The organism is Sphingomonas sp. IW22 (assembly GCF_041321155.1).
GTDB lineage: Bacteria > Pseudomonadota > Alphaproteobacteria > Sphingomonadales > Sphingomonadaceae > Sphingomonas.
In genome coordinates, this window is record NZ_JBGGWB010000001.1 from 1,346,534 (window position 1) to 1,364,695 (window position 18,162).

General features: G+C 65.8%; 19 protein-coding genes and 1 tRNA gene. 15 read left to right on the forward strand and 5 right to left on the reverse strand.

The window, feature by feature from the left end; genetic code table 11:
• Positions 1–37 precede the first annotated feature (37 nt).
• From ACAX61_RS06795 to ACAX61_RS06805, 3 genes are read left to right on the forward strand one after another with little or no spacing between them, the layout of a single operon-like run.
• A complete protein-coding gene (locus ACAX61_RS06795; RefSeq protein WP_370714019.1) occupies positions 38–556 on the forward strand; it encodes a hypothetical protein in 519 nt (172 codons plus the stop codon).
• Entirely contained in the window at positions 556–750 is a 195-nt protein-coding gene (locus ACAX61_RS06800) for a hypothetical protein (RefSeq protein WP_370714020.1), read from the forward strand. Before ACAX61_RS06795 ends, ACAX61_RS06800 begins: the two co-directional genes overlap by 1 nt.
• Positions 750–1,826, forward strand: coding sequence for a tyrosine-type recombinase/integrase (locus tag ACAX61_RS06805; RefSeq protein WP_370714021.1), 1,077 nt, complete (start codon positions 750–752; stop codon positions 1,824–1,826). The genes ACAX61_RS06800 and ACAX61_RS06805 overlap by 1 nt, the downstream gene beginning before the upstream one ends.
• A gap of 9 nt (positions 1,827–1,835) precedes the next feature.
• Here the strand turns inward: ACAX61_RS06805 and ACAX61_RS06810 are convergent.
• Positions 1,836–1,909: transfer RNA gene (locus ACAX61_RS06810), tRNA-Gln, on the reverse strand.
• Positions 1,910–2,073: 164 nt separating this feature from the next.
• On the opposite strand from ACAX61_RS06810, the gene ACAX61_RS06815 reads away from it, so the two are divergent.
• Both ACAX61_RS06815 and ACAX61_RS06820 read left to right on the forward strand, forming a co-directional pair.
• A complete protein-coding gene (locus ACAX61_RS06815; RefSeq protein WP_370714022.1) occupies positions 2,074–3,129 on the forward strand; it encodes a Ppx/GppA phosphatase family protein in 1,056 nt (351 codons plus the stop codon).
• The gene (locus ACAX61_RS06820) at positions 3,126–3,821 is read left to right on the forward strand and encodes an RlmE family RNA methyltransferase (RefSeq protein ID WP_370714023.1); all 696 of its coding nucleotides are present in this window, start codon (positions 3,126–3,128) and stop codon (positions 3,819–3,821) included. The genes ACAX61_RS06815 and ACAX61_RS06820 overlap by 4 nt, the downstream gene beginning before the upstream one ends.
• Before the next feature lie 18 nt (positions 3,822–3,839).
• Here the strand turns inward: ACAX61_RS06820 and mnmA are convergent, their stop codons facing one another.
• Positions 3,840–4,952, reverse strand: coding sequence for a tRNA 2-thiouridine(34) synthase MnmA (gene mnmA / locus ACAX61_RS06825; protein ID WP_370714931.1), 1,113 nt, complete (start codon positions 4,950–4,952; stop codon positions 3,840–3,842).
• Positions 4,953–5,065: 113 nt separating this feature from the next.
• On the opposite strand from mnmA, the gene ACAX61_RS06830 reads away from it, so the two are divergent.
• The 3 genes from ACAX61_RS06830 to ACAX61_RS06840 all read left to right on the forward strand — a co-directional run bounded on the left by ACAX61_RS06830 (position 5,066) and on the right by ACAX61_RS06840 (position 6,105).
• Positions 5,066–5,278 (forward strand): hypothetical protein, encoded by a 213-nt coding sequence (locus tag ACAX61_RS06830; protein WP_370714024.1) that lies wholly within the window; start codon positions 5,066–5,068, stop codon positions 5,276–5,278.
• 98 nt (positions 5,279–5,376) lie between these two features.
• Positions 5,377–5,676: a CtrA inhibitor SciP gene (gene sciP / locus ACAX61_RS06835; protein WP_370714025.1), complete on the forward strand. Its 300-nt coding sequence runs from the start codon at positions 5,377–5,379 to the stop codon at positions 5,674–5,676.
• Between the two features lie 177 nt (positions 5,677–5,853).
• Positions 5,854–6,105 carry a GlsB/YeaQ/YmgE family stress response membrane protein gene (locus ACAX61_RS06840; protein ID WP_370714026.1) on the forward strand — a complete coding sequence of 84 codons (252 nt, stop codon included), beginning with the start codon at positions 5,854–5,856 and terminating at the stop codon, positions 6,103–6,105.
• Between the two features lie 62 nt (positions 6,106–6,167).
• Here the strand turns inward: ACAX61_RS06840 and ACAX61_RS06845 are convergent, their stop codons facing one another.
• Positions 6,168–6,878 (reverse strand): SIMPL domain-containing protein, encoded by a 711-nt coding sequence (locus ACAX61_RS06845; protein ID WP_370714027.1) that lies wholly within the window; start codon positions 6,876–6,878, stop codon positions 6,168–6,170.
• A gap of 249 nt (positions 6,879–7,127) precedes the next feature.
• Here ACAX61_RS06845 and ACAX61_RS06850 point away from each other — a divergent pair, with 249 nt between their 5' ends.
• The 3 genes from ACAX61_RS06850 to ACAX61_RS06860 are packed head-to-tail and all read left to right on the forward strand — an operon-like array spanning position 7,128 to position 12,865.
• On the forward strand, positions 7,128–8,315 hold the full coding sequence (locus ACAX61_RS06850; RefSeq protein ID WP_370714028.1) for an efflux RND transporter periplasmic adaptor subunit: 1,188 nt from the start codon (positions 7,128–7,130) through the stop codon (positions 8,313–8,315).
• A gap of 23 nt (positions 8,316–8,338) precedes the next feature.
• On the forward strand, positions 8,339–11,548 hold the full coding sequence (locus ACAX61_RS06855) for an efflux RND transporter permease subunit (protein ID WP_370714029.1): 3,210 nt from the start codon (positions 8,339–8,341) through the stop codon (positions 11,546–11,548).
• Between the two features lie 45 nt (positions 11,549–11,593).
• Entirely contained in the window at positions 11,594–12,865 is a 1,272-nt protein-coding gene (locus ACAX61_RS06860; RefSeq protein ID WP_370714030.1) for a DUF445 domain-containing protein, read from the forward strand.
• 2 nt (positions 12,866–12,867) lie between these two features.
• Here ACAX61_RS06860 and ACAX61_RS06865 read toward each other — a convergent pair whose 3' ends face one another.
• Positions 12,868–13,539 carry an HAD family hydrolase gene (locus ACAX61_RS06865; RefSeq protein ID WP_370714031.1) on the reverse strand — a complete coding sequence of 224 codons (672 nt, stop codon included), beginning with the start codon at positions 13,537–13,539 and terminating at the stop codon, positions 12,868–12,870.
• A gap of 62 nt (positions 13,540–13,601) precedes the next feature.
• Between ACAX61_RS06865 and ACAX61_RS06870 the strand changes: the two genes are divergently transcribed.
• Genes ACAX61_RS06870 through ACAX61_RS06885 form a run of 4 tightly spaced genes read left to right on the forward strand, consistent with a single transcriptional unit; the run spans position 13,602 to position 17,127 of the window.
• Entirely contained in the window at positions 13,602–14,705 is a 1,104-nt protein-coding gene (locus tag ACAX61_RS06870) for an ABC transporter permease (RefSeq protein WP_370714032.1), read from the forward strand.
• Entirely contained in the window at positions 14,702–15,565 is an 864-nt protein-coding gene (locus ACAX61_RS06875; RefSeq protein WP_370714033.1) for an ABC transporter ATP-binding protein, read from the forward strand. Before ACAX61_RS06870 ends, ACAX61_RS06875 begins: the two co-directional genes overlap by 4 nt.
• Positions 15,566–15,569: 4 nt before the next feature.
• The gene (locus ACAX61_RS06880; RefSeq protein ID WP_370714034.1) at positions 15,570–16,535 is read left to right on the forward strand and encodes an MlaD family protein; all 966 of its coding nucleotides are present in this window, start codon (positions 15,570–15,572) and stop codon (positions 16,533–16,535) included.
• 10 nt (positions 16,536–16,545) lie between these two features.
• Positions 16,546–17,127, forward strand: a complete 582-nt coding sequence (locus ACAX61_RS06885) for an ABC-type transport auxiliary lipoprotein family protein (protein ID WP_370714035.1) — start codon at positions 16,546–16,548, stop codon at positions 17,125–17,127.
• Here ACAX61_RS06885 and ACAX61_RS06890 read toward each other — a convergent pair.
• Entirely contained in the window at positions 17,124–18,134 is a 1,011-nt protein-coding gene (locus tag ACAX61_RS06890; protein ID WP_370714036.1) for a peptidylprolyl isomerase, read from the reverse strand. The two genes, ACAX61_RS06885 and ACAX61_RS06890, sit on opposite strands and share 4 nt — an antisense overlap.
• Positions 18,135–18,162: the final 28 nt, after the last annotated feature.

Sequence of the window (18,162 nt, forward strand, 5' to 3'; positions counted from 1 at the left end):
CTTCGTATATACGAGCGTTCATCAATATGGAGGCGGTATGGCAAAGTCGGTCGTGCAGAATGGTTTTCGCGGCGGTGTCATCTATGCGGCCGCCGACGTCTCCCCCACTACGGTTCAGTCTTGGGGGGTGGATATCGGCGAGCGGCACGGCACTGGTCACAAGCGGTACGATGCGATCGACGCGATCATGCTCGGAATTATGCAGTCGATCACCGCCGAAGCGGGCTTTCCGGCCGGTCGCGCCGCGACCCTTTTGAACAAGAACCGCTTGGCCATTCGCGCGGCTATCGGAGCGCACCTCACTGAGCAAAGCAAGGCCAAGCGGTGGCGATGGGAGGGTGGGCCGTTTATTCTCATCCGGCCTCGCTCAAGTCGGTTCCTAGGTTCTGACGACAGCCTTTCGATTGCGACGGTCGAAGACCTGCGCAACCTGTTTGCCGATGGTCGCGAGGCCACGCCTCAAATCGTCCTCTCGTTGCCCGTTACGATCAATCGCGTGATGATGAGATTGGGGACGGTTCTTGAAGGCAACTTGGCCGCGAGCACCGACGAATAATGGCGCGCCGCCCCGCCATTTTCACGCAAGATGATATCAAGCGCGCCTTTGCCGGTGCGCGTGATGCGGGCGTGCGCGTGGCGGTGTTGATCGACCCGACCGGACGGCTTGCGATCGTCCCGGCCGAACAGATCGCGGTGCCGTTGCTGCCCGACGACCTGGACGCGCGCATAGACGCGTTTGCGAGCGGCTGATGGCGAAGCGCTACGCCTATGTCGGAAGTTTTGAGGACCGTCACGGCAAGCGCCGGTGGCGCTTTCGTCGCAAGGGCTATCCGACGCACTATTTCAAGGAACCGCACGGGACCAAGGCGTTCGACCGGGAATATGCCGCCTGTATCGAGCAGGAACTGGTGCCGGTCGGCGCTGGCCGGATTGTGCCTGGAAGCGTGTCTGACGCCATTGCGCGCTATTACAGCGACAATGCCTTTCACGATCTCGCACCGGCAACACAGACGGTTTATCGGGGCGTCTTGGAGCGGTTCCGCGACAAGTTCGGGAACGATCCGCTTAAAGCCTTTGATGCCGATCGCATCGCGCGGCTGATGACTGCGATGCGGCACAAGCCACATGCGGCGGCGCGGCTTCGCAAGTTGCTGGCCCAGCTGATGCGCATCGGCCGTCGCGCCAAGATCATCCCGCATGGCTTTGACCCGGTGAAGGATACCAGCGCGCCGAAAACGGTCAGCGAGGGTTATCACCGCTGGACAGAGGACGAGCTGGCCGCATTCGAGGCCAAGCACCCGCTGGGCACGAAACCGCGCCTGGCGTTCGCCCTGTTGCTCTATGGGGCGCAACGCAGCGGCGACGTGCGCCTGATGACGCGCGAATCGATCGCCGGTGGCCGTGTGCGCCTCGACCAGTCAAAGACCGGCAACGCCGTCGACGTGCCGATCGTGCCGCCACTGGCGGAAGCGCTGGAAGCGGGACCGATCGGCGCCGGGACGCTGCTGGAGGCGAAGCACGGCGAGGGCTACACGCCCAAGGGCTTCTACAACATGATGAAGCGCGCCTGCATCGCTGCCGGGGTGCCACATTGCTCGCCACATGGCCTTCGCAAGTCGGCGGCGCGGCGCTGCCGTGAGGCCGGTTGCAGCGACGATCAGGGCATGGCGATCACCGGCCACAAGACGGTGAAGGAGTATCGCCGATATGCTGGTGAGGACGCGCGCGGGGCGCTGGCCGACGCTGCGATGGCACTGGTTTTGGCTAACCTTCCCGAAAAGGTAGCCAAAGCATCAACGCAATCCATTGAAAAGGCTGCGCTATGAGCCTGAAACTGGATGCCCCGCGTGGATTCGAACCACGATTGACGGAGTCAGAGTCCGTAGTCTTACCATTAGACGACAGGGCAATCGCCGGAGGCGCGGCACATAAGGCGGGGGCGCCGAACGGTCAAGCGACAATATCGCCGGGCCTCTCGCCACCTTGATGGCCCGGCATCCATGCGTTAGCGTGGTTACCAAGCACCGGCAGCGATCTTCGCTGTGACGGATAGAACATAAGTGAGTAAACGGCATGGGGGATATATCCACCCAGTCGCCGAAGCGGCGCAGGCAAGGTCCCGCGCCCGCACGATCGGCCGAAACGCCGGGCAAGCGCCGTTTGCGTGCGCCCGAAGGGCGGCATTATGCGGCGCTCGACCTGGGCACCAATAATTGCCGGCTGCTGATCGCCCGTCCACAGGGTTCCGGCTTTGCCGTGATCGACGCTTTTTCGCGGATCGTTCGCCTGGGCGAAGGGTTGGCGACCAGTGGCGAATTGTCCGACGCGGCGATCGACCGCACCATCGCGGCGCTACGGATCTGTGCGGACAAGCTGCGGCGGCGCAATGTGGCGCTTGCTCGGTCGGTCGCGACCGAAGCATGTCGCCGGGCCAGCAACGGGCCGGAATTCATTGCCCGCGTGCGGGCGGAAACGGGAATCATGCTCGATATCATCTCGGCCGAGGAAGAAGCGCGGCTGGCCGTACTGGGCTGTCACGCGCTGATCGAACCGGGCGACGGGCCGGCGCTGGTGTTCGACATTGGCGGCGGATCGACTGAACTGGTGCTGGTCGACAATCGCGATCCCGCGCCGCGCGTACTGGACTGGCACAGCGCGCCTTGGGGTGTCGTATCCCTGACCGAAGCGAGCGCGATCGGCGCCGAACCCGGCGAAAGCCTTGAGGCGCATTATGCGCGGATGCGCGCGCTGGTGGCCGATTCCTTTTCACCCTTTGCCGCGCGGGTCGGGCGGCCCCGCGGCGTGCCGCGCCTGCTGGGCACCAGCGGGACAGTGACGACGCTGGCCAGCGTGCATCTGGGCCTGTCGGCCTATGACCGCTCCGCCATCGACGGGCTGATCGTGCCCGCCCACGCCATGCGGACCATCAGCCAGCGGCTGGCGGGCCTGACGCTGGCCGAGCGGGCAAAGGTGCCGTGCATCGGCACCGAACGCGCCGATTTGGTGGTCGCGGGCTGTGCAATTCTGGAGGCGATTTTGGACCTGTGGCCTGCCGAACGGCTGGGAATTGCGGATCGGGGCATCAGGGAGGGCATTTTGCGCCGCCTGATGCAAGGTGGTGCGGCATGAGCCGGGGTGGCAGCGGCAGCCGGGTTCGCGTTCGCACGTCGCGCGGGCGCACGGCGCAATCGACGCGCTGGCTCGAACGTCAGCTCAACGACCCCTATGTCAAACGCGCCAAGGCGGAGGGCTATCGCAGCCGCGCCGCCTACAAGCTGATCGAGCTGGACGAGAAGTTCTCGTTCCTGAAGGGGATGCGCCGGATCGTCGATCTGGGCCTCGCGCCCGGCGGTTGGAGTCAGGTGGTGCGCCGTCGTCTGCCGCAGGCCAGCGTCGTCGGCATCGACCTGTTGCCCGTCGACCCGATCGAGGGCGTCACCATCCTCCAGATGGACTTCCTGTCCGACGCCGCGCCCGAACGGCTGAAGGAGGAACTGGGGGGCGAGGCCGATCTGGTCCTGTCCGACATGGCCGCCAACACGGTGGGCCACCCCCAGACCGACGCGCTGCGCACCTCGGCGCTGGTTGAGGCGGCACATGAATTCGCCTGTGAAGTGCTGCGCCCCGGCGGCACCTTTGTCGCAAAGGTGTTTGCCGGTGGTGGCGACACGTCGATGGTCGCCGAAATGAAGCGCAACTTCGCCACGGTGAAACACGCCAAGCCGCCATCGAGCCGAAAGGGCTCGGTCGAATGGTTCGTCGTGGCTCAGGGATTCAAGGGCCGGCGCAAGGCAGAGGACGAAACCGGGTCTGAGGACTAACGCCCTCGCCCGGTGGCCTCAGGCGGCGAACGCGACCTCGGCGGCCTCGGTCGCGGCAATCCAACCGCCGCCCAGCACGCGGTCGCCGGCATAGAGCACTGCCGCCTGCCCCGGCGCCACGCCATATTCGGGCGCGGCAAAGACCACGCGGTCGCCGTCTAGCCGCGCGGGCACGGGCTTGGCCAATGAGCGGACCTTGACCGTCATCGGGCCGTCGCTTTCTTCACCCAGCCAGTTCACGCCCTCGATCCGCGCTGCTGCCACGGCCAGTGCGGCGCGCGGGCCGACGACCACGTGCTTGGCCGCGGGGTCCAGCCGAACGACGTAAAGCGGCTCGGCCAGCCCGCCGATCTCGAGTCCGCGTCGCTGGCCGACGGTATAGTGGACCAGCCCCCGATGGCGGCCCAGCACGCGACCGTCGACATGGACGATGTCGCCCCCCTCACCCGCTTCAGGCCGCAACTTTCGCACCAGCCCGGCATAATCGCCATCGGGGACGAAGCAGATGTCCTGGCTGTCGGGCTTGGCCGCAACGCCCAGCCCCAGTTCGGCGGCCAGTGCGCGCACTTCCGCCTTGGGCATTCCGCCCAGTGGAAAGCGCAGGAAGTCCAGCTGCTCGCGCGTGGTCGCGAACAGGAAATAGCTCTGGTCGCGGGCCGGATCGACCGCGCGGTGAAGCTCGGCACCGTGCGGGCCGACGATACGGCGCACATAATGACCAGTGGCCAGGCAATCGGCGCCCAATTGCCGCGCCATGGCGAACAGGTCGGTGAACTTCGGCCCCATATTGCACTTCACGCACGGAATCGGCGTGCGCCCGGCCAGATATTCGTCGGCGAAATCGTCGATCACCTGCTCGCGAAAGCTGGTTTCGTGGTCGAACACATAATGGGCGATGCCCAGCCGGTCGCATACCGCGCGCGCATCGCGAATGTCGCGCCCGGCACAGCACGCGCCCGCCCGGCCGACTGCTTCGCCGTGATCGTAAAGCTGAAGCGTGACCCCGATCGTCTCAGCACCCGTGCGCGCGGCCAGTGCGGCGACGACCGAACTGTCGACGCCGCCCGACATGGCGACCACGATCCGACGGCCCTGAACGGGCGGGGGAAGCTGAAAATCGGGGGTGAACATCATCCGGCCTTATAGGGATTCGCACGCCCCGATGCAAAACGGCGTCTTTACGGGACCTTTAGCAATCGCTGCTAAACCGGATCCATGGGTAAGGGCGTATCAGGCATCCCGGCATGGATCTGAGCCTCGCGCGGTTTGAGCGCGATGTCCGTGCACGTCTGGCGTCCAGCCCGGTGGATATGCTGCTGGCAACCGCGGCCGGGCGACAGTCGGCTACGCCGACCGCGCGACTGGCCGCACAGCTGGCGAAAATAACGGTCGGGCGCGCGCACGGCGCGTTCGATCGTGAAACGGCGCGCATCTTGTCGATTCGGCGGCAGGAGTAAACACAGTGTTTACCCTCCCGTTTTAGCGGTTCTTCAAGACCAAGGTTTTAGTTTCGGTTGCGTAAGAGAGGGGGCCCCGCCCCGATCGAGGTAAGGTTATGATCGAGAACCAGAAAATGAGGCCGGGCAAGGTTATCGGGCCGCTGGGCGAGCCGCTTACGCTGGACACGCTGCCGCCCCCCGACACGACGCGCTGGGTCGTGCGTCGCAAGGCCGAAGTGGTGGCTGCCGTAAATGGTGGCTTGCTGACCATCGACGAAGTATGCGATCGCTATGGTTTGACGGTCGAAGAATTCGCGGGATGGCAGCGCGCGATTGACCGTTCGGGGATGCCGGGACTGCGCGTGACGCGAATCCAGCACTACCGCTCCCTTTACGAGCGCCAGCAGAAATATTGAGATCGGCCGGAACAGCCGACGTCCCCTGGGCGGCCCCGACGCGGGCCGCCCATTTTTTTTCGACCGTAGTTTACGCCGTGGATCAGGCCGGTTGCGGAACATTCGCCCGCGTGACGAGTCCTAGCCTCAGACAGCCCGCGAATTGGGCATGCAACGGAGGGACGTAACATGGATATCGTGGGTATCATCATTTGGCTGGTCGTGGGCGGTGTCGTCGGTTGGCTTGCCAGCATGGTCATGCGCACCGATGCACAGCAGGGCATCCTGCTGAACATCGTCGTCGGCATCATCGGTGCGTTCATCGGCGGGCTGCTTTTTGGTGGTTCGATCAACGCAGGCGTGACGCTTTACACGTTCCTCGCCTCGCTGGTCGGTGCGATCATCCTGCTGGCGATCGTCAATCTCGTCCGTCGTGGTCGCGTGCGCTAACACGCCCTTCGACAGGACTGAAAAAGGGGCCGTCCGGGAAACCGGGCGGCCCCTTTTGCATGTCAGCGCAGGACGAAGCGCACGGTAACGGTCGCGGTCACATCCTGTTCGCCCGCCGCGATGGCGGTTTCAGGGGCGGGGGCCGCGTCCATGCGCGACACCATCATCATCGGGCGCGGCATGCTGCCCGACGAACCTTCGCTGATCGAAGCGATACGCTCCACCCGCATGCCGGCGGCTTTGGCATATAGTTCGGCCCGCGACCGTGCCCGCGCGATCGCATCCGCCCGCGCCTCGTCCATTGCGGCGTCCGGCTGGGCAAGCGTCAGGTTGGGCCCGTCGATCTGATTTGCGCCCTCGCGCACCAGCGCGTCGAGGATCGCACCGCTTTTGGCCACATCGCGAAAGCGGATGCTGACCCGGTTGGACGCCTGATAGCCGGTGATGACCGGCGGGACGTTTTCGCCATAGCGATACTGCGGGTTGAGCGCGATCGTCGCGGTCTGGATATCGCGTTCCGACACGCCCGCGCGCTTCAGCGCGGATAATACCTTGTCCATGCGCGCGGCATTGGCGGACAGGGCTGCCGCGGCGGTTTCGGACTGGGTGACGACGCCCGCGTTGATCACCGCCATGTCGGGCACGCGCGTGGTGCGCCCTTCGGCCACCACGTCCAGCAGCGCCGCATCCGGCAGGATCGGCGTCGCCTCCTGCGCGAGTGCAGGCGATGAGGTTGCCGCGATCATCAACATGACGGGGATAAGTTTCGGCATCGTTTCAACGTCCTTCTGCCTCGATTGATCGATTGGCTCTCGCATTGCGCACCTCAACCGTTGCTGAACGGCAACGATGCCAGAGTAGTACTCGGCAGGACAGCATCCGCTTGCGATTACAGTGTGAATCGCGCATGTCGCGCACGTGATTATTGGCCGGCTTGAGGTCGGTGACTTATTCCGATAATACAGCTTGCTGACAAGCGACGCGCTGGCACCCTTTCAGGGGGTGGGCCACAGGGGTGCAGGATGAACTACGAGACTTCGACCATTGATGCGGAAGGCCGTTTGCTGGCAGGTGAAGCGGCTCCGCCGCCCCGCTGGCGTCGTTGGGCCATCATCGCGGCGGTGGTCGTGTTGGCCGGGCTGGCCGTCTGGTTCTTTCTGGCGCCCAAGCCGGCCGAGGTCGATCCGCTGAAGGGCGGCGGCGCGCGTGATCAGCAAATCCCCTCGATCAGCGTGGCCGTTCCGGGCAGCGATACAGTCCGCACGATCATTTCCGGCACCGGCTCCCTTGCGGCACGCCGCGAGATGCCGATCGGCGTCGTCGGTGAAGGCGGGGCGGTGACGCGGGTGATGGTCGAACCCGGTGACTGGGTGAGCGCGGGCCAGACGCTGGCAACGGTCGACCGCTCGGTCCAGACCGAAACCGCCGAATCACTCGCCGCACAGGTGCGGGTGGCGCGCGCGGACGCCGAACTCGCGGAATCCGAACTGAAGCGCGCGCAGCAGCTGGTCGATCGCGGCTTTATTTCAAAGGCCGATGTCGAGCGCCGCACGGCAACGCGCGACGCCGCACGCGCACGGGTGTCCGTGGCCGAAGCGCAGCTGGCTGAAACGCGGGCGCGCAATCGCCGCCTCGACATTCGCGCCCCCGCCGCCGGGCTGGTACTGGCGCGCGCGATCGAGCCGGGACAGATTGTCGGCGGCGGTCAGAGCGTGCTGTTCCGCATCGCCATGAACGGCCAGATGGAAATGCGCGCGCAGCTGGCCGAAAACGATCTTGCCCGCGTCCGTCGCGGGGCCGTGGCCGATGTGACGCCCGTCGGCGCAACAGAATCGGTGCGCGGCGAGGTGTGGCAGGTTTCGCCCATCATCGACCCGCAGTCGCGCCAGGGCATTGCCCGCATCGCCCTGCCCTATGCCGAAAGCCTGCGCCCAGGCGGCTTTGCCAGCGCGCGGATCGTCGCCGGTGCGTCGGTGTCGCCGCAGCTGCCCGAATCGGCGGTGCTGAGCGACAGCCAGGGCAATTTCGTCTATGTGCTGAACGACAAGGACGAAGTCGTGCGGCGTGACGTCCGAATCGGGGAAGTCTCCGATCAGGGCGTGTCGATCGCCAGCGGGCTGACCGGCAATGAACGCGTGGTGCTGACCGCCGGTGGCTTCCTGGCGCCGGGTCAGAAGGTGAAGCCGACGCTCGTCAAGATCGAGCGCTGAAGCGAACAGAAGGAACGCGGGCGATGAACTTCCGCAACATCTCGGCCTGGTCGATCCGCAATCCCGTTCCCTCGCTGGTGCTGTTCGCGGCGCTGACGATTGCGGGGCTGGTCAGCTTCATGCGAATGGACGTCAACAACGAGCCCGACGTGGAATTCCCCGTCGCGATCGTTGTCGTCAGCCAGCCCGGGGCCGCCCCGACCGAGCTTGAGACCCAGGTGACGCAACGCGTCGAATCGGCGGTGCGCTCGCTTCAGGGCATCGACGAGATTTCGTCCAACGTGCAGGAAGGCTCGTCCACCACCGTCGTCCAGCTGGCGATCGGCACGCCGATCGACCGCGCGGTGCAGGATGTGCGAGAAGCCATCACCCAGATCCGCAGCGAATTGCCGGAGGGCATTCTCGAACCGCAAATCTATCGCGCCAACACCACCGACAACGATCTGGCCAGCTTTACCGCCATCGCGCCCGACATGACGATCGAGCAGTTGAGCTGGTACGTCGACAATACCGTCGCCAAGGAATTGCTGTCGGTTCCCGGCCTGTCGACGGTGGAGCGGATCGGCGGCGTCGACCGCGAAATCCGCGTCGTGCTCGACCCCGTAAAGCTCCAGTCGTTCGGCATCACCGCGACTCAGGTCAACAACCAGCTGCGTCAGGTCAATCTGAACGCCGCGGGCGGCCGCGCGGAAATCGCCGGCTCGGAACAGGCGGTGCGCGTGCTGGGCAATGCCCAGAGCGCCTATGACCTCGGCCAGACCCAGATCGCGCTGGGCGACGGGCGCACCGTGCGGCTGGCCGACATCGCCCGCGTGCGGGACGCTTATGCCGAAATCCGGTCAAAGGCCGAATATAACAAGCGTCAGGTCATCGCATTCGACATCAAGCGCGCAAAGGGCGCATCGGACGTCAATGTCTACAACGGCGCGGTCGAAAAGCTGAAGCAGCTTCAGGAACGCAACCCTAAGGTGCGTTTCGAACGACTGTTCAACAACGTCAAATATGTCGAGGACCAGTATCACAGCGCCCTGTCGGCGCTGGTCGAGGGTGCGGTCCTGGCCGTCATCGTCGTGTTCTTCTTCCTGCGCGACTGGCGCGCAACGGCGATTTCGGCGCTGGCCATCCCGATGTCGGCGATCCCCGCCTTCTGGTTCATGGACATGCTGGGCTTCACGCTCAACCAGATGACGCTGCTGGCGCTCAGCCTGGTCGCGGGTGTGCTGGTCGACGACGCCATCGTCGAAATCGAGAATATCGTGCGCCACATGCGGATGGGCAAATCCGCCTATCAGGCATCGATCGACGCCGCCGACGAAATCGGGCTGGCGGTGCTGGCGACCACGATGGCGATCGTCGCAGTGTTCCTGCCCGTAGGCCTGATGCCGGGCATTTCGGGCCAGTATTTCAAGAATTTCGGCCTGACCGTCGTTGCCGCAGTGCTGGTCAGCCTGGCCGTGGCGCGCCTGATCACGCCGATGATCGCGGCCTATTTCCTGAAGGCCAAGGGTCACGCCGAACATGGCGAGGGGCCGATCATGGACGCTTATGTCGGCGTGCTTCGCTGGTCGCTGCGCCATGAACGCGCCAAGGCTTTTGCCGCGAAGGGCGGCTGGTGGCGCAAGCTGGTTGCACCGATCTTCGATCACCGCGTCTGGGTGGTTGGCGCAGGCGGTCTGGCACTGGTGCTGACGCTGTTCATGTTCACGGTCCTGCCGCAGACGTTCCAGCCGACGCAGGATGCCGACGACGTCACCGCGATGGTCGAAATGGTGCCGGGCACGACGCTGGCCCAGACGGACCGCGTCGTTCAGCAGGTGCAACAGATCCTGGCGCAGGAAGACATCGTCACTGATACCTATGCCCGCAGCTTTGTCGGCAATGGGCGCGTGACGGCGATGCTGGCCGAGGACCGCAAGGAAAAGAGCAACGAGTTCGAACGCCGCCTAGCCCCGCGCCTGGCGGCGATCGCCGACGCACGCGTCAACTTCCGCGCTCAGGGCGGCTGGGGCGGGTCGGGACGCGACCTGACGATTACGCTGGGCGGTGAGGATCCGGTGCTGCTGGCCGAAACGGGCAACCGCATCATGGCCGAAATGGCACGCCTGCCGACCGTTGTCGCGCCGCGCGTGCAGGGCGACCTGCAACGCCCCGAAATCACCATCCGTCCGCGGCTGGACCTGGCCGCCAGCATGGGCGTGACCACATCGGCGCTGTCCAACGCGATCCGCATCGCCACGCTGGGCGACATCGATCAGAACAGCGCGCGCTTCAGCCTGAACGACCGGCAGATTCCGATCCGCGTCGCACTGGATGAAAATGCCCGTGAGCGGCTGTCGACGATCCAGAACCTGCCGGTCCAGACGCAGATGGGCGGATCGGTGCCGCTGTCGGTGGTTGCCGATATCGGTTTTGGCGCAGGGCCGACGCGCATCGACCGCGTCAACCAACAGCGCCGACTGATGATCGGTGCCGACCTGGCGCAGGGCGTGGTCAGCAGCGAGGCGATGAAGCAGATCGACGCCCTGCCGTCGATGAAGAACCTGCCGCTGGGTGTGAACCGGCTGACGCTGGGGCAAAGCAAGTTCCAGGCAGAGATGATCACCAACTTCATCATTGCCGTCGTATCCGGCATTCTGCTGGTGCTCGCGGTGCTGGTGCTGCTCTACAAGCGGGTGATGCCGCCGTTCGTGAACATGGGTTCGCTGTTGCTGGCGCCGCTGGGCGGGTTGTTGGCGCTGTGGATCACGGGCGAGCCGATTTCGATGCCGGTGTATATCGGGTTGCTGATGCTGTTGGGCATCGTCGCCAAGAACTCGATCCTGCTGATCGACTTCTCGCTGGAGGAAATGGCCAAGGGCGTCGACAAGATGACCGCGATCGTCGACGCCGGGCACAAGCGCGCGCAGCCGATCGTAATGACCACGGTGGCGATGGTCGCGGGCATGGTGCCGACCGCGCTGTCGCTGTCAGGCGACGGTTCATGGCGCGCGCCGATGGGGGTCACGGTGATCGGGGGCCTGACGCTGTCGACCATCCTGACGCTGCTGATCGTGCCCGCCACATTCAGCCTGGCGGTCGCGGTTGAGGCATGGGCCGGCCCGCGCCTGTCACGTCGACTGCTGACTTACCGGGCGGGTGACAATGCCGACGATCAGGCAACGCTGATCGAACATCGGCCCGGCGGCCACATCCCTTATCGCCCCGACGATACGGGGTCGCAGCCGGCGGAGTGACGATCCGGGGTTGAACCTTCGCCGGGTTCGGGGATTGTTGCGGATATGAATCGTCCGCAGCGCGTCTCCACCCCCGGCGACGCCCCGCCCCTGCAACTTCAGCGGATGCGCCGCATCGCCACCGGGCTGTTGGTGGCGATGGCGGCGCTGTTCCTGCTGGCGCGCGCTCATGCCGGCGACTCGACCGGCTGGGGCTATGTTCAGGCCTTTGCCGAAGCGGCGATGGTCGGCGGTCTGGCCGACTGGTTCGCAGTCACCGCGCTGTTCCGACATCCGCTGGGCCTGCCCATACCGCACACCGCGATCATCCCGCGTAACAAGGACCGCATCGGCGACACGCTGGCGGTGTTCCTGCGCACCAATTTCCTGATCCCGCGCGTCGTCGCCCGGCGGATGCAGCGCATCGACGTCGCGGCGGCGCTGGGTCGCTGGCTGGCGGATCCCGGCGGCGCGGCCAGTGCAGGCCGTCTGCGCCACGGCGCATCGCGAATGGCCGCCGACCTGCTCGAATCGCTGGATCAGGAGAGGCTGGGCGGCATGGTGCGCGGTGCACTGTCGGGCCAGCTACGCCAGCTCGACGTCGCGCCGATGCTTGGCCGCGCGCTGGATGCGGCGATTGTCGACGGGCGCCACGTGCCTTTGATGGACGGTATCATCCGCTGGGCCGCGCGCGTGCTGGAGGCGAACGAACATCTGATCCGCGCCATGGTGCAGGAACGGTCCGGCACGATCCTGCGCTGGACGGGGCTGGACGAAACGCTGGCCAACAAGATCATTGATGGGTTGGACCGGATGGTCATGGAAATGGCCGCCGATCCCCATCACCCCCTTCGCGCCAAGGCTGAGGAAGGGCTGGCGAAGCTGGCCCACGATCTTCAGCACGACCCCGACACCCAGGCTCGCGTCATGGCGTTCAAGGCAGAGATGCTCGACAACCCCGCATTGGGCGATTGGTGGCAGGGCGTATGGGAACGGATGCGTGGCGGGATGCTGCGGCTGGCGCGCGATCCCGACATGATGATGCGCGGGCGGTTCGGGGAAGCGATGGCCGCGCTCGGCAACACGTTACAGGGCGATCCGATGCTGGCGCGCACCGTCAATCGCTTTGCCCGCCGTGCGGCAGTCGGGGCGGCAGCGGATTACGGCGATGCGATCGTCCGGCTCGTCAGCGACACCATCCGCGGGTGGGACGTCGCGACGATCACGCTGCGTCTGGAAAATGCGGTCGGCCGCGACCTGCAATATATCCGCATCAACGGCACGCTGGTGGGCGGCTCCGTCGGGCTGGTTCTTCACGCCATCGAAGCGGCGCTTTGACTTCAGCGCCAGTCCAGGATCGGCCATCCCCGCGCCGCCGCCATCCGCTTGAGCGGCGGGTGCGGGTTCACCACGAACGGCTCGTCGGCGGCCTCCAGCATGGGGGCATCGCTGACATGATCGCTATAGAAACGGATATGCGCGTGCCGACGGTCGATGCCCTGCTGGTCCAGCCACGCCTCCACCATGCGCCGTTTGGCGGGGCCATAGCAATTGTCGCCGGCCACCCCGCTCAACACATCGCCCGCCGCATCGCGCCGCACTTCGGTACCGATCACCGTGTCGAAGCCCAGCCGCGCGGCAATCGCCTCTGCATAGAAACGATAGGATGCGGTCGCCAGAACCAGGCGATAGCCATCGGCATGATCGGCCGCGATCCGCGCGCGCGCCTGAGCCATCACCTGATCGCGCTCGATCGTGCCGGCAAAGGCCGCGACCAGATCACGCATCGTATCGGCGGGAATGCGCCGCCCCAGCATCAGACGCTGGGTCAGCCCCTTCAGCCGCGCACGGTCGACCAACCGCAGCGGGTGACCCAACGCCATCGCGCCGGCGACGGGCAGCAGCGCCAGTCGCCACGGCGCGCGACGACGCGCGCCTGCGATCAGGAAACGCGTCCACGTCGCGTCGCGCGTGATCGTTTTGTCCATGTCATAGATCGCCAAACGCACCATGATGCCGCCAATGGCGCCTCTACGCTTGCCGATCCAGCGCGAATCGTTGATGGAGGCGGGCGATGACGGGACAGGCCGATTTTGTCCGCGACGGCGCGGGCGGCGATACGATCCGCTTCACGGGCGACCTGTCGCTCGCGCGGTTGGGCGACATGCCCGAACGGCTGGAAGCACAGGAGGCGGCGCGCACGCTCGACCTGTCGCAGATCGAGCGAATCGACACGGTGGGCGCATGGGTCGTCCACCGCTTCGCCCGCGACAACGGCGCCGAAATCACCGGATTGAGCGAACAGGCCGAACGGCTGATGGAACAGGTGGTCGACGCCGACCGCCCGCTGGCCGTCCCGCCCCGCCCGCTGCCCTCCGGCCTGCGCGTGCTGGACGAGGTCGGCGCCGCGACCGCGGTGGCGGGCCGCACGCTGCTGGGCCTGTTGGGCTTCATGGGCGCGACCGCGATCGCCTTTGCCAATGTCGTGCGCCATCCCAGCCGCTTCCGCTTCAACGCGACGGTTCACCGGTTCGAAGTGGTCGGCGTCTCCGCGCTCGGCATCGTCGGGCTGATGAGTTTCCTGATCGGCATCGTCATCGCGCAACAAGGCGCGGTACAGTTGCGCCAATTCGGGGCCGAGGTGTTCACGATCAACCTGATCGGGCGCATCACGCTTCGCGAACTGGGCGTGCTGATGACGGCGATCATGGTCGCGGGCCGATCGGGCTCGGCCTTTGCCGCGCAGCTCGGCACGATGAAGCTGACCGAGGAAATCGACGCCATGCGCACCATCGGCGTCAGCCCCATGGAGGCGCTGGTGCTGCCCCGCGTGCTGTCGGCCGTGATGCTGATGCCGCTTCTGGGCTTTTACGCGTCGCTGGTCGCGATCATTGGCGGTGGGCTGCTGTGCTGGATCAGCCTGGACATTCCGCCCATCACCTTCATCCAGCGCATCCGCGAAGTGGTGCCGATCACCGACCTGTATGTCGGCCTGGTCAAGGCACCGGTGTTCGGCGCGATCATCGCCATGTCGGGCTGTTTTCAGGGGATGCTGGTCGAAAGCGACGCCGAACAGGTCGGCCTGCGCACCACCAGCGCGGTGGTGCAGGCGATCTTCCTCGTCATCGTCCTCGACGCTTTCTTTGCGGTCTTCTTCACCTGGATCGGCTGGATATGAGCGAGCTTACGCCCGGCCGCGACGGCGAACCCATCATTCGCGTCAGCGGCATTCGCAACGCGTTCGGCGATCAGGTCGTCCACGACAATCTCGACCTCGAAGTGCGGCGGGGCGAGATACTGGGCGTGGTGGGCGGATCGGGCACCGGCAAATCGGTGCTGATGCGCTCGATCATCGGCCTTCAGCACCCCGTCGACGGCAATATCGAGGTTTTTGGCGAACCGACCATCGGCCGTGAAGAAACCGAAGCGGTCGACGTGCGCAAGCGCTGGGGCGTGCTGTTTCAGGGTGGCGCCCTGTTCTCCACCCTGACCGTCGCCGAAAATGTGCAGGTGCCGCTGCGCGAATTCTATCCCGGCCTGTCACAGGCGCTGCTGGCCGAAATCGCGAATTACAAGGTGGTCATGACCGGACTGCCGGCCGAGGCCGGGCCGAAATACCCCTCCGAATTGTCGGGCGGCATGAAGAAGCGCGCGGGTCTGGCGCGCGCGCTGGCGCTGGATCCCGAATTGCTGTTTCTGGACGAACCGACTGCGGGCCTGGATCCCATCGGCGCGGCGGCGTTTGACGAGTTGACCAAGTCGCTCCAACGGTCACTGGGCCTGACGGTGTTCCTGATCACCCACGATCTGGACACGCTGCACGCCATTTGCGACCGGGTGGCGGTGCTGGCCGACAAGAAGGTGATCGCCGTCGGCACGATCCCCGAATTGCTGGCGCTCGACCACCCGTGGATTCAGGAATATTTCAACGGCCCGCGCGGTCGTGCTGCCGTCGCCAGCGCCGAACGCGCCGGTGCGGCCCCGGATGTCGCCACCCCTTCCCCCTCCCCGGCGCCCGCGCGCTCGGACATGAGGTAATCGCATGGAAACCCGTTCCAATCACGTCCTTGTCGGCGCGGTCGTGCTGATCCTGCTGGCCATGCTGGCGTTGTTCACCGTCTGGCTGGCGCGCCTGTCGGGCGGCAACGAGAAGGAGTATGACATCTTCTTCAAGCAGGCGGTCGATGGCGTGAACAAGGGATCGCCCGTCAGCTTTTCGGGCGTGCCGTCGGGGCAGGTGACCGATATCGCACTGTTCAAGCCCGATCCGCAATTCGTGCGCGTGCGCATCCGCGTCAACGACGATGTTCCGGTGCTGGAAGGGACGACCGCGACCATTCAGGGCATCGGCTTCACCGGCGTCAGCCAGGTCGCGCTGGACGGCGCGGTAAAGGGCGCCGCGCCCATTTCCTGTCCCCAGGACAGCGCGTCACAGGCATGCCCCTTTGGCGTGCCCGTCATTCCCACGCGACAGGGCGGGCTTGGCGCGATCCTCAATTCGGCGCCGCAGCTGCTTGAGCGCATCTCAACGCTGACCGAACGCCTGACCGAGCTGTTGTCGGACCGCAACCAGAACTCGATCGCCGGTATCCTGGCCAACACCAACCGCCTGTCGGAAGCGCTGGCCGATCGCGGCCCCGAAATCGCCGCGACCATGGCCGAAACGCGCATCGCCATTCAAAAAGCGGGCACCGCCGCGCAGCAGATCGGCGAACTGGCCGCGACCACCAATGGCGTGCTGGCCGACGATGTGAAGCCCGCGATGCAGAATCTGAACAAGGCCATCGCATCGGCACAGAAGAGTGCGGAAACGCTCGACTCCGCCATCGGCGATGCGCGGCCGGGGCTTCAGGCATTTTCGAAACAGACCGTGCCCGAGGTCGGCCGCCTGGTGTCCGACCTTCAGACCTTGACCGAATCGCTGTCCGAAACGGCCGAACGCGTGAACCGGGGTGGTGCCGGGTCGCTGGTCGGATCGCCCAAGCTCCCCGATTATGAAGGACAATGAGGGAAGCGCCATGATGAAGAAGCTTGCCATCCTGCTCACCCTCCCGCTGGCCGCCTGCATCCGCTTTGGGGCGGAACCGCCGCCGTCGCTGCTGACGCTGAACCCGGTGGCCCAGGTGCCGGTGGGCGCCGCCGCCGATACCGGCACCGCGCGCAACATCACCATCCGGGTGCCCGTCGCGCCACAGGAAGTGTCGGTCACCCGCGTACCCGTGCGCGCCACCGACACCAGCATCGCTTATGTGAAGGATGCCGAATGGGTGGAGCCGCCCGCCCGCCTGTTCGCGCGCCTGTTGTCCGACACCGTCACCGCCCGCACCGGCTATGTCGTGCTGTCCAACCGTCAGGCCAATCTGGATCCTGGCGCACAGCTGACCGGTGAGCTGCGCCAGTTCGGGCTGGATGCCAACGCCCGCGCGGCGATCGTCACCTATGACGCGTCGTTGTTGCGAAAGGGTGCGGCCACGTTCGACAAACGCCGGTTCGAAGCGCGCGTGCCCGTCACCGCCATTGACGCCCCCAACGCCGCCGCGGGACTGAACCAGGCCGCCAATCAGGTCGCGACCGAAGTCGCCGACTGGATCGGCCGCTAAGGCGCAACCGCCCGCACGGGCACCGGCAGGTTACAGATATCGACGCCACCGGCGGGCACGTTGAAAAACGCATCTCGCCGGTTGGCGCGTTCCGCAACATAGCGCGCGAAGGCCTCTCCCTCGGTCGACAGATACTCAAAGCGCGGCCGCTCGCGCGCTGGCAACTCGCTGGCCAGTCGCACGCGCACGATCGGCGTCCGCTCTGACGCGCGTTTGTAAAAGCCCAGATCGCCCGTGCCGCGCGTCAGGCCGGACAGATGCTCCATCCCGGCCACGACGCGCCCGACAATCGCTATATTGCGATCCAGATGGCGCGGCGCCTGTCCGATTACCGCGTAAAGCTCGGCCCCGCTCCCCGTATCCGGGGATAGATTCCGGCCGACGCCAACCATGCCATAGCAATGCGGAATCGTCGCCGCGTCGCCGCTGACGGCGATAGGCCATCCGCCGATCAGTTCCACCCACTCGGCATAGCTGTCGCGCTCGTGCCAGCCCTGCGGGGCGCGCGGCGTCACCGTGTCACGGATGGCGATTTCCGACAGGCGGGCCGCCTGTCCCGCCCGTTCGGACAGGTCGCGGCCCTCGATCGTCGGCTGGGTCGCGCCGATCGCGTCGAGCGGCGTGACATAGGCGCTTTCGGGCACGCTGCGGATGCCGGCGGGCAGCGGCTTTTTCTCGGTCGGATCGCCCCATTGGACGACATAATTGTCCTGCACCCGCACGACGGCGGTGCCGTCCCACCAATGCGCGCTGGCCAGCCGCCGGATATTATCGACCCATCCCGTCGAATAGGGCGCAGGCACCAGCTGGATCACCACCCGCCGCTGCTTACCACGACCCGCCGGTGCAAGATCGATGACCAGCAGGTCGCGTGCCTCGATCGAGCGCCATTCGGACAGCGGTGCTGCCGCCACGATCTCCCCCGGCGATTGCGGGGGCGGCGCTTCGGGCTGTGCCTGAACCATGGGAAGGGGAAGAGCGGCAAGCAGCGCGGCAAGCATCGACATGCGCAAACGTCGCATAAGCGATGCACTT

Excerpts from the sequence above, each read along its gene's own strand:
- ACAX61_RS06795 (WP_370714019.1), top strand. The coding sequence starts at position 38 with ATGGCAAAGTCGGTCGTGCAGAATGGTTTTCGCGGCGGTGTCATCTAT.
- ACAX61_RS06800 (WP_370714020.1), top strand. The coding sequence starts at position 556 with ATGGCGCGCCGCCCCGCCATTTTCACGCAAGATGATATCAAGCGCGCC.
- ACAX61_RS06805 (WP_370714021.1), top strand. The coding sequence starts at position 750 with ATGGCGAAGCGCTACGCCTATGTCGGAAGTTTTGAGGACCGTCACGGC.
- ACAX61_RS06815 (WP_370714022.1), top strand. The coding sequence starts at position 2,074 with ATGGGGGATATATCCACCCAGTCGCCGAAGCGGCGCAGGCAAGGTCCC.
- ACAX61_RS06820 (WP_370714023.1), top strand. The coding sequence starts at position 3,126 with ATGAGCCGGGGTGGCAGCGGCAGCCGGGTTCGCGTTCGCACGTCGCGC.
- mnmA (WP_370714931.1), bottom strand. The coding sequence starts at position 4,952 with ATGTTCACCCCCGATTTTCAGCTTCCCCCGCCCGTTCAGGGCCGTCGG.
- ACAX61_RS06830 (WP_370714024.1), top strand. The coding sequence starts at position 5,066 with ATGGATCTGAGCCTCGCGCGGTTTGAGCGCGATGTCCGTGCACGTCTG.
- sciP (WP_370714025.1), top strand. The coding sequence starts at position 5,377 with ATGATCGAGAACCAGAAAATGAGGCCGGGCAAGGTTATCGGGCCGCTG.
- ACAX61_RS06845 (WP_370714027.1), bottom strand. The coding sequence starts at position 6,878 with ATGCCGAAACTTATCCCCGTCATGTTGATGATCGCGGCAACCTCATCG.
- ACAX61_RS06850 (WP_370714028.1), top strand. The coding sequence starts at position 7,128 with ATGAACTACGAGACTTCGACCATTGATGCGGAAGGCCGTTTGCTGGCA.
- ACAX61_RS06855 (WP_370714029.1), top strand. The coding sequence starts at position 8,339 with ATGAACTTCCGCAACATCTCGGCCTGGTCGATCCGCAATCCCGTTCCC.
- ACAX61_RS06860 (WP_370714030.1), top strand. The coding sequence starts at position 11,594 with ATGAATCGTCCGCAGCGCGTCTCCACCCCCGGCGACGCCCCGCCCCTG.
- ACAX61_RS06865 (WP_370714031.1), bottom strand. The coding sequence starts at position 13,539 with ATGGTGCGTTTGGCGATCTATGACATGGACAAAACGATCACGCGCGAC.
- ACAX61_RS06870 (WP_370714032.1), top strand. The coding sequence starts at position 13,602 with ATGACGGGACAGGCCGATTTTGTCCGCGACGGCGCGGGCGGCGATACG.
- ACAX61_RS06875 (WP_370714033.1), top strand. The coding sequence starts at position 14,702 with ATGAGCGAGCTTACGCCCGGCCGCGACGGCGAACCCATCATTCGCGTC.
- ACAX61_RS06880 (WP_370714034.1), top strand. The coding sequence starts at position 15,570 with ATGGAAACCCGTTCCAATCACGTCCTTGTCGGCGCGGTCGTGCTGATC.
- ACAX61_RS06885 (WP_370714035.1), top strand. The coding sequence starts at position 16,546 with ATGATGAAGAAGCTTGCCATCCTGCTCACCCTCCCGCTGGCCGCCTGC.
- ACAX61_RS06890 (WP_370714036.1), bottom strand. The coding sequence starts at position 18,134 with ATGTCGATGCTTGCCGCGCTGCTTGCCGCTCTTCCCCTTCCCATGGTT.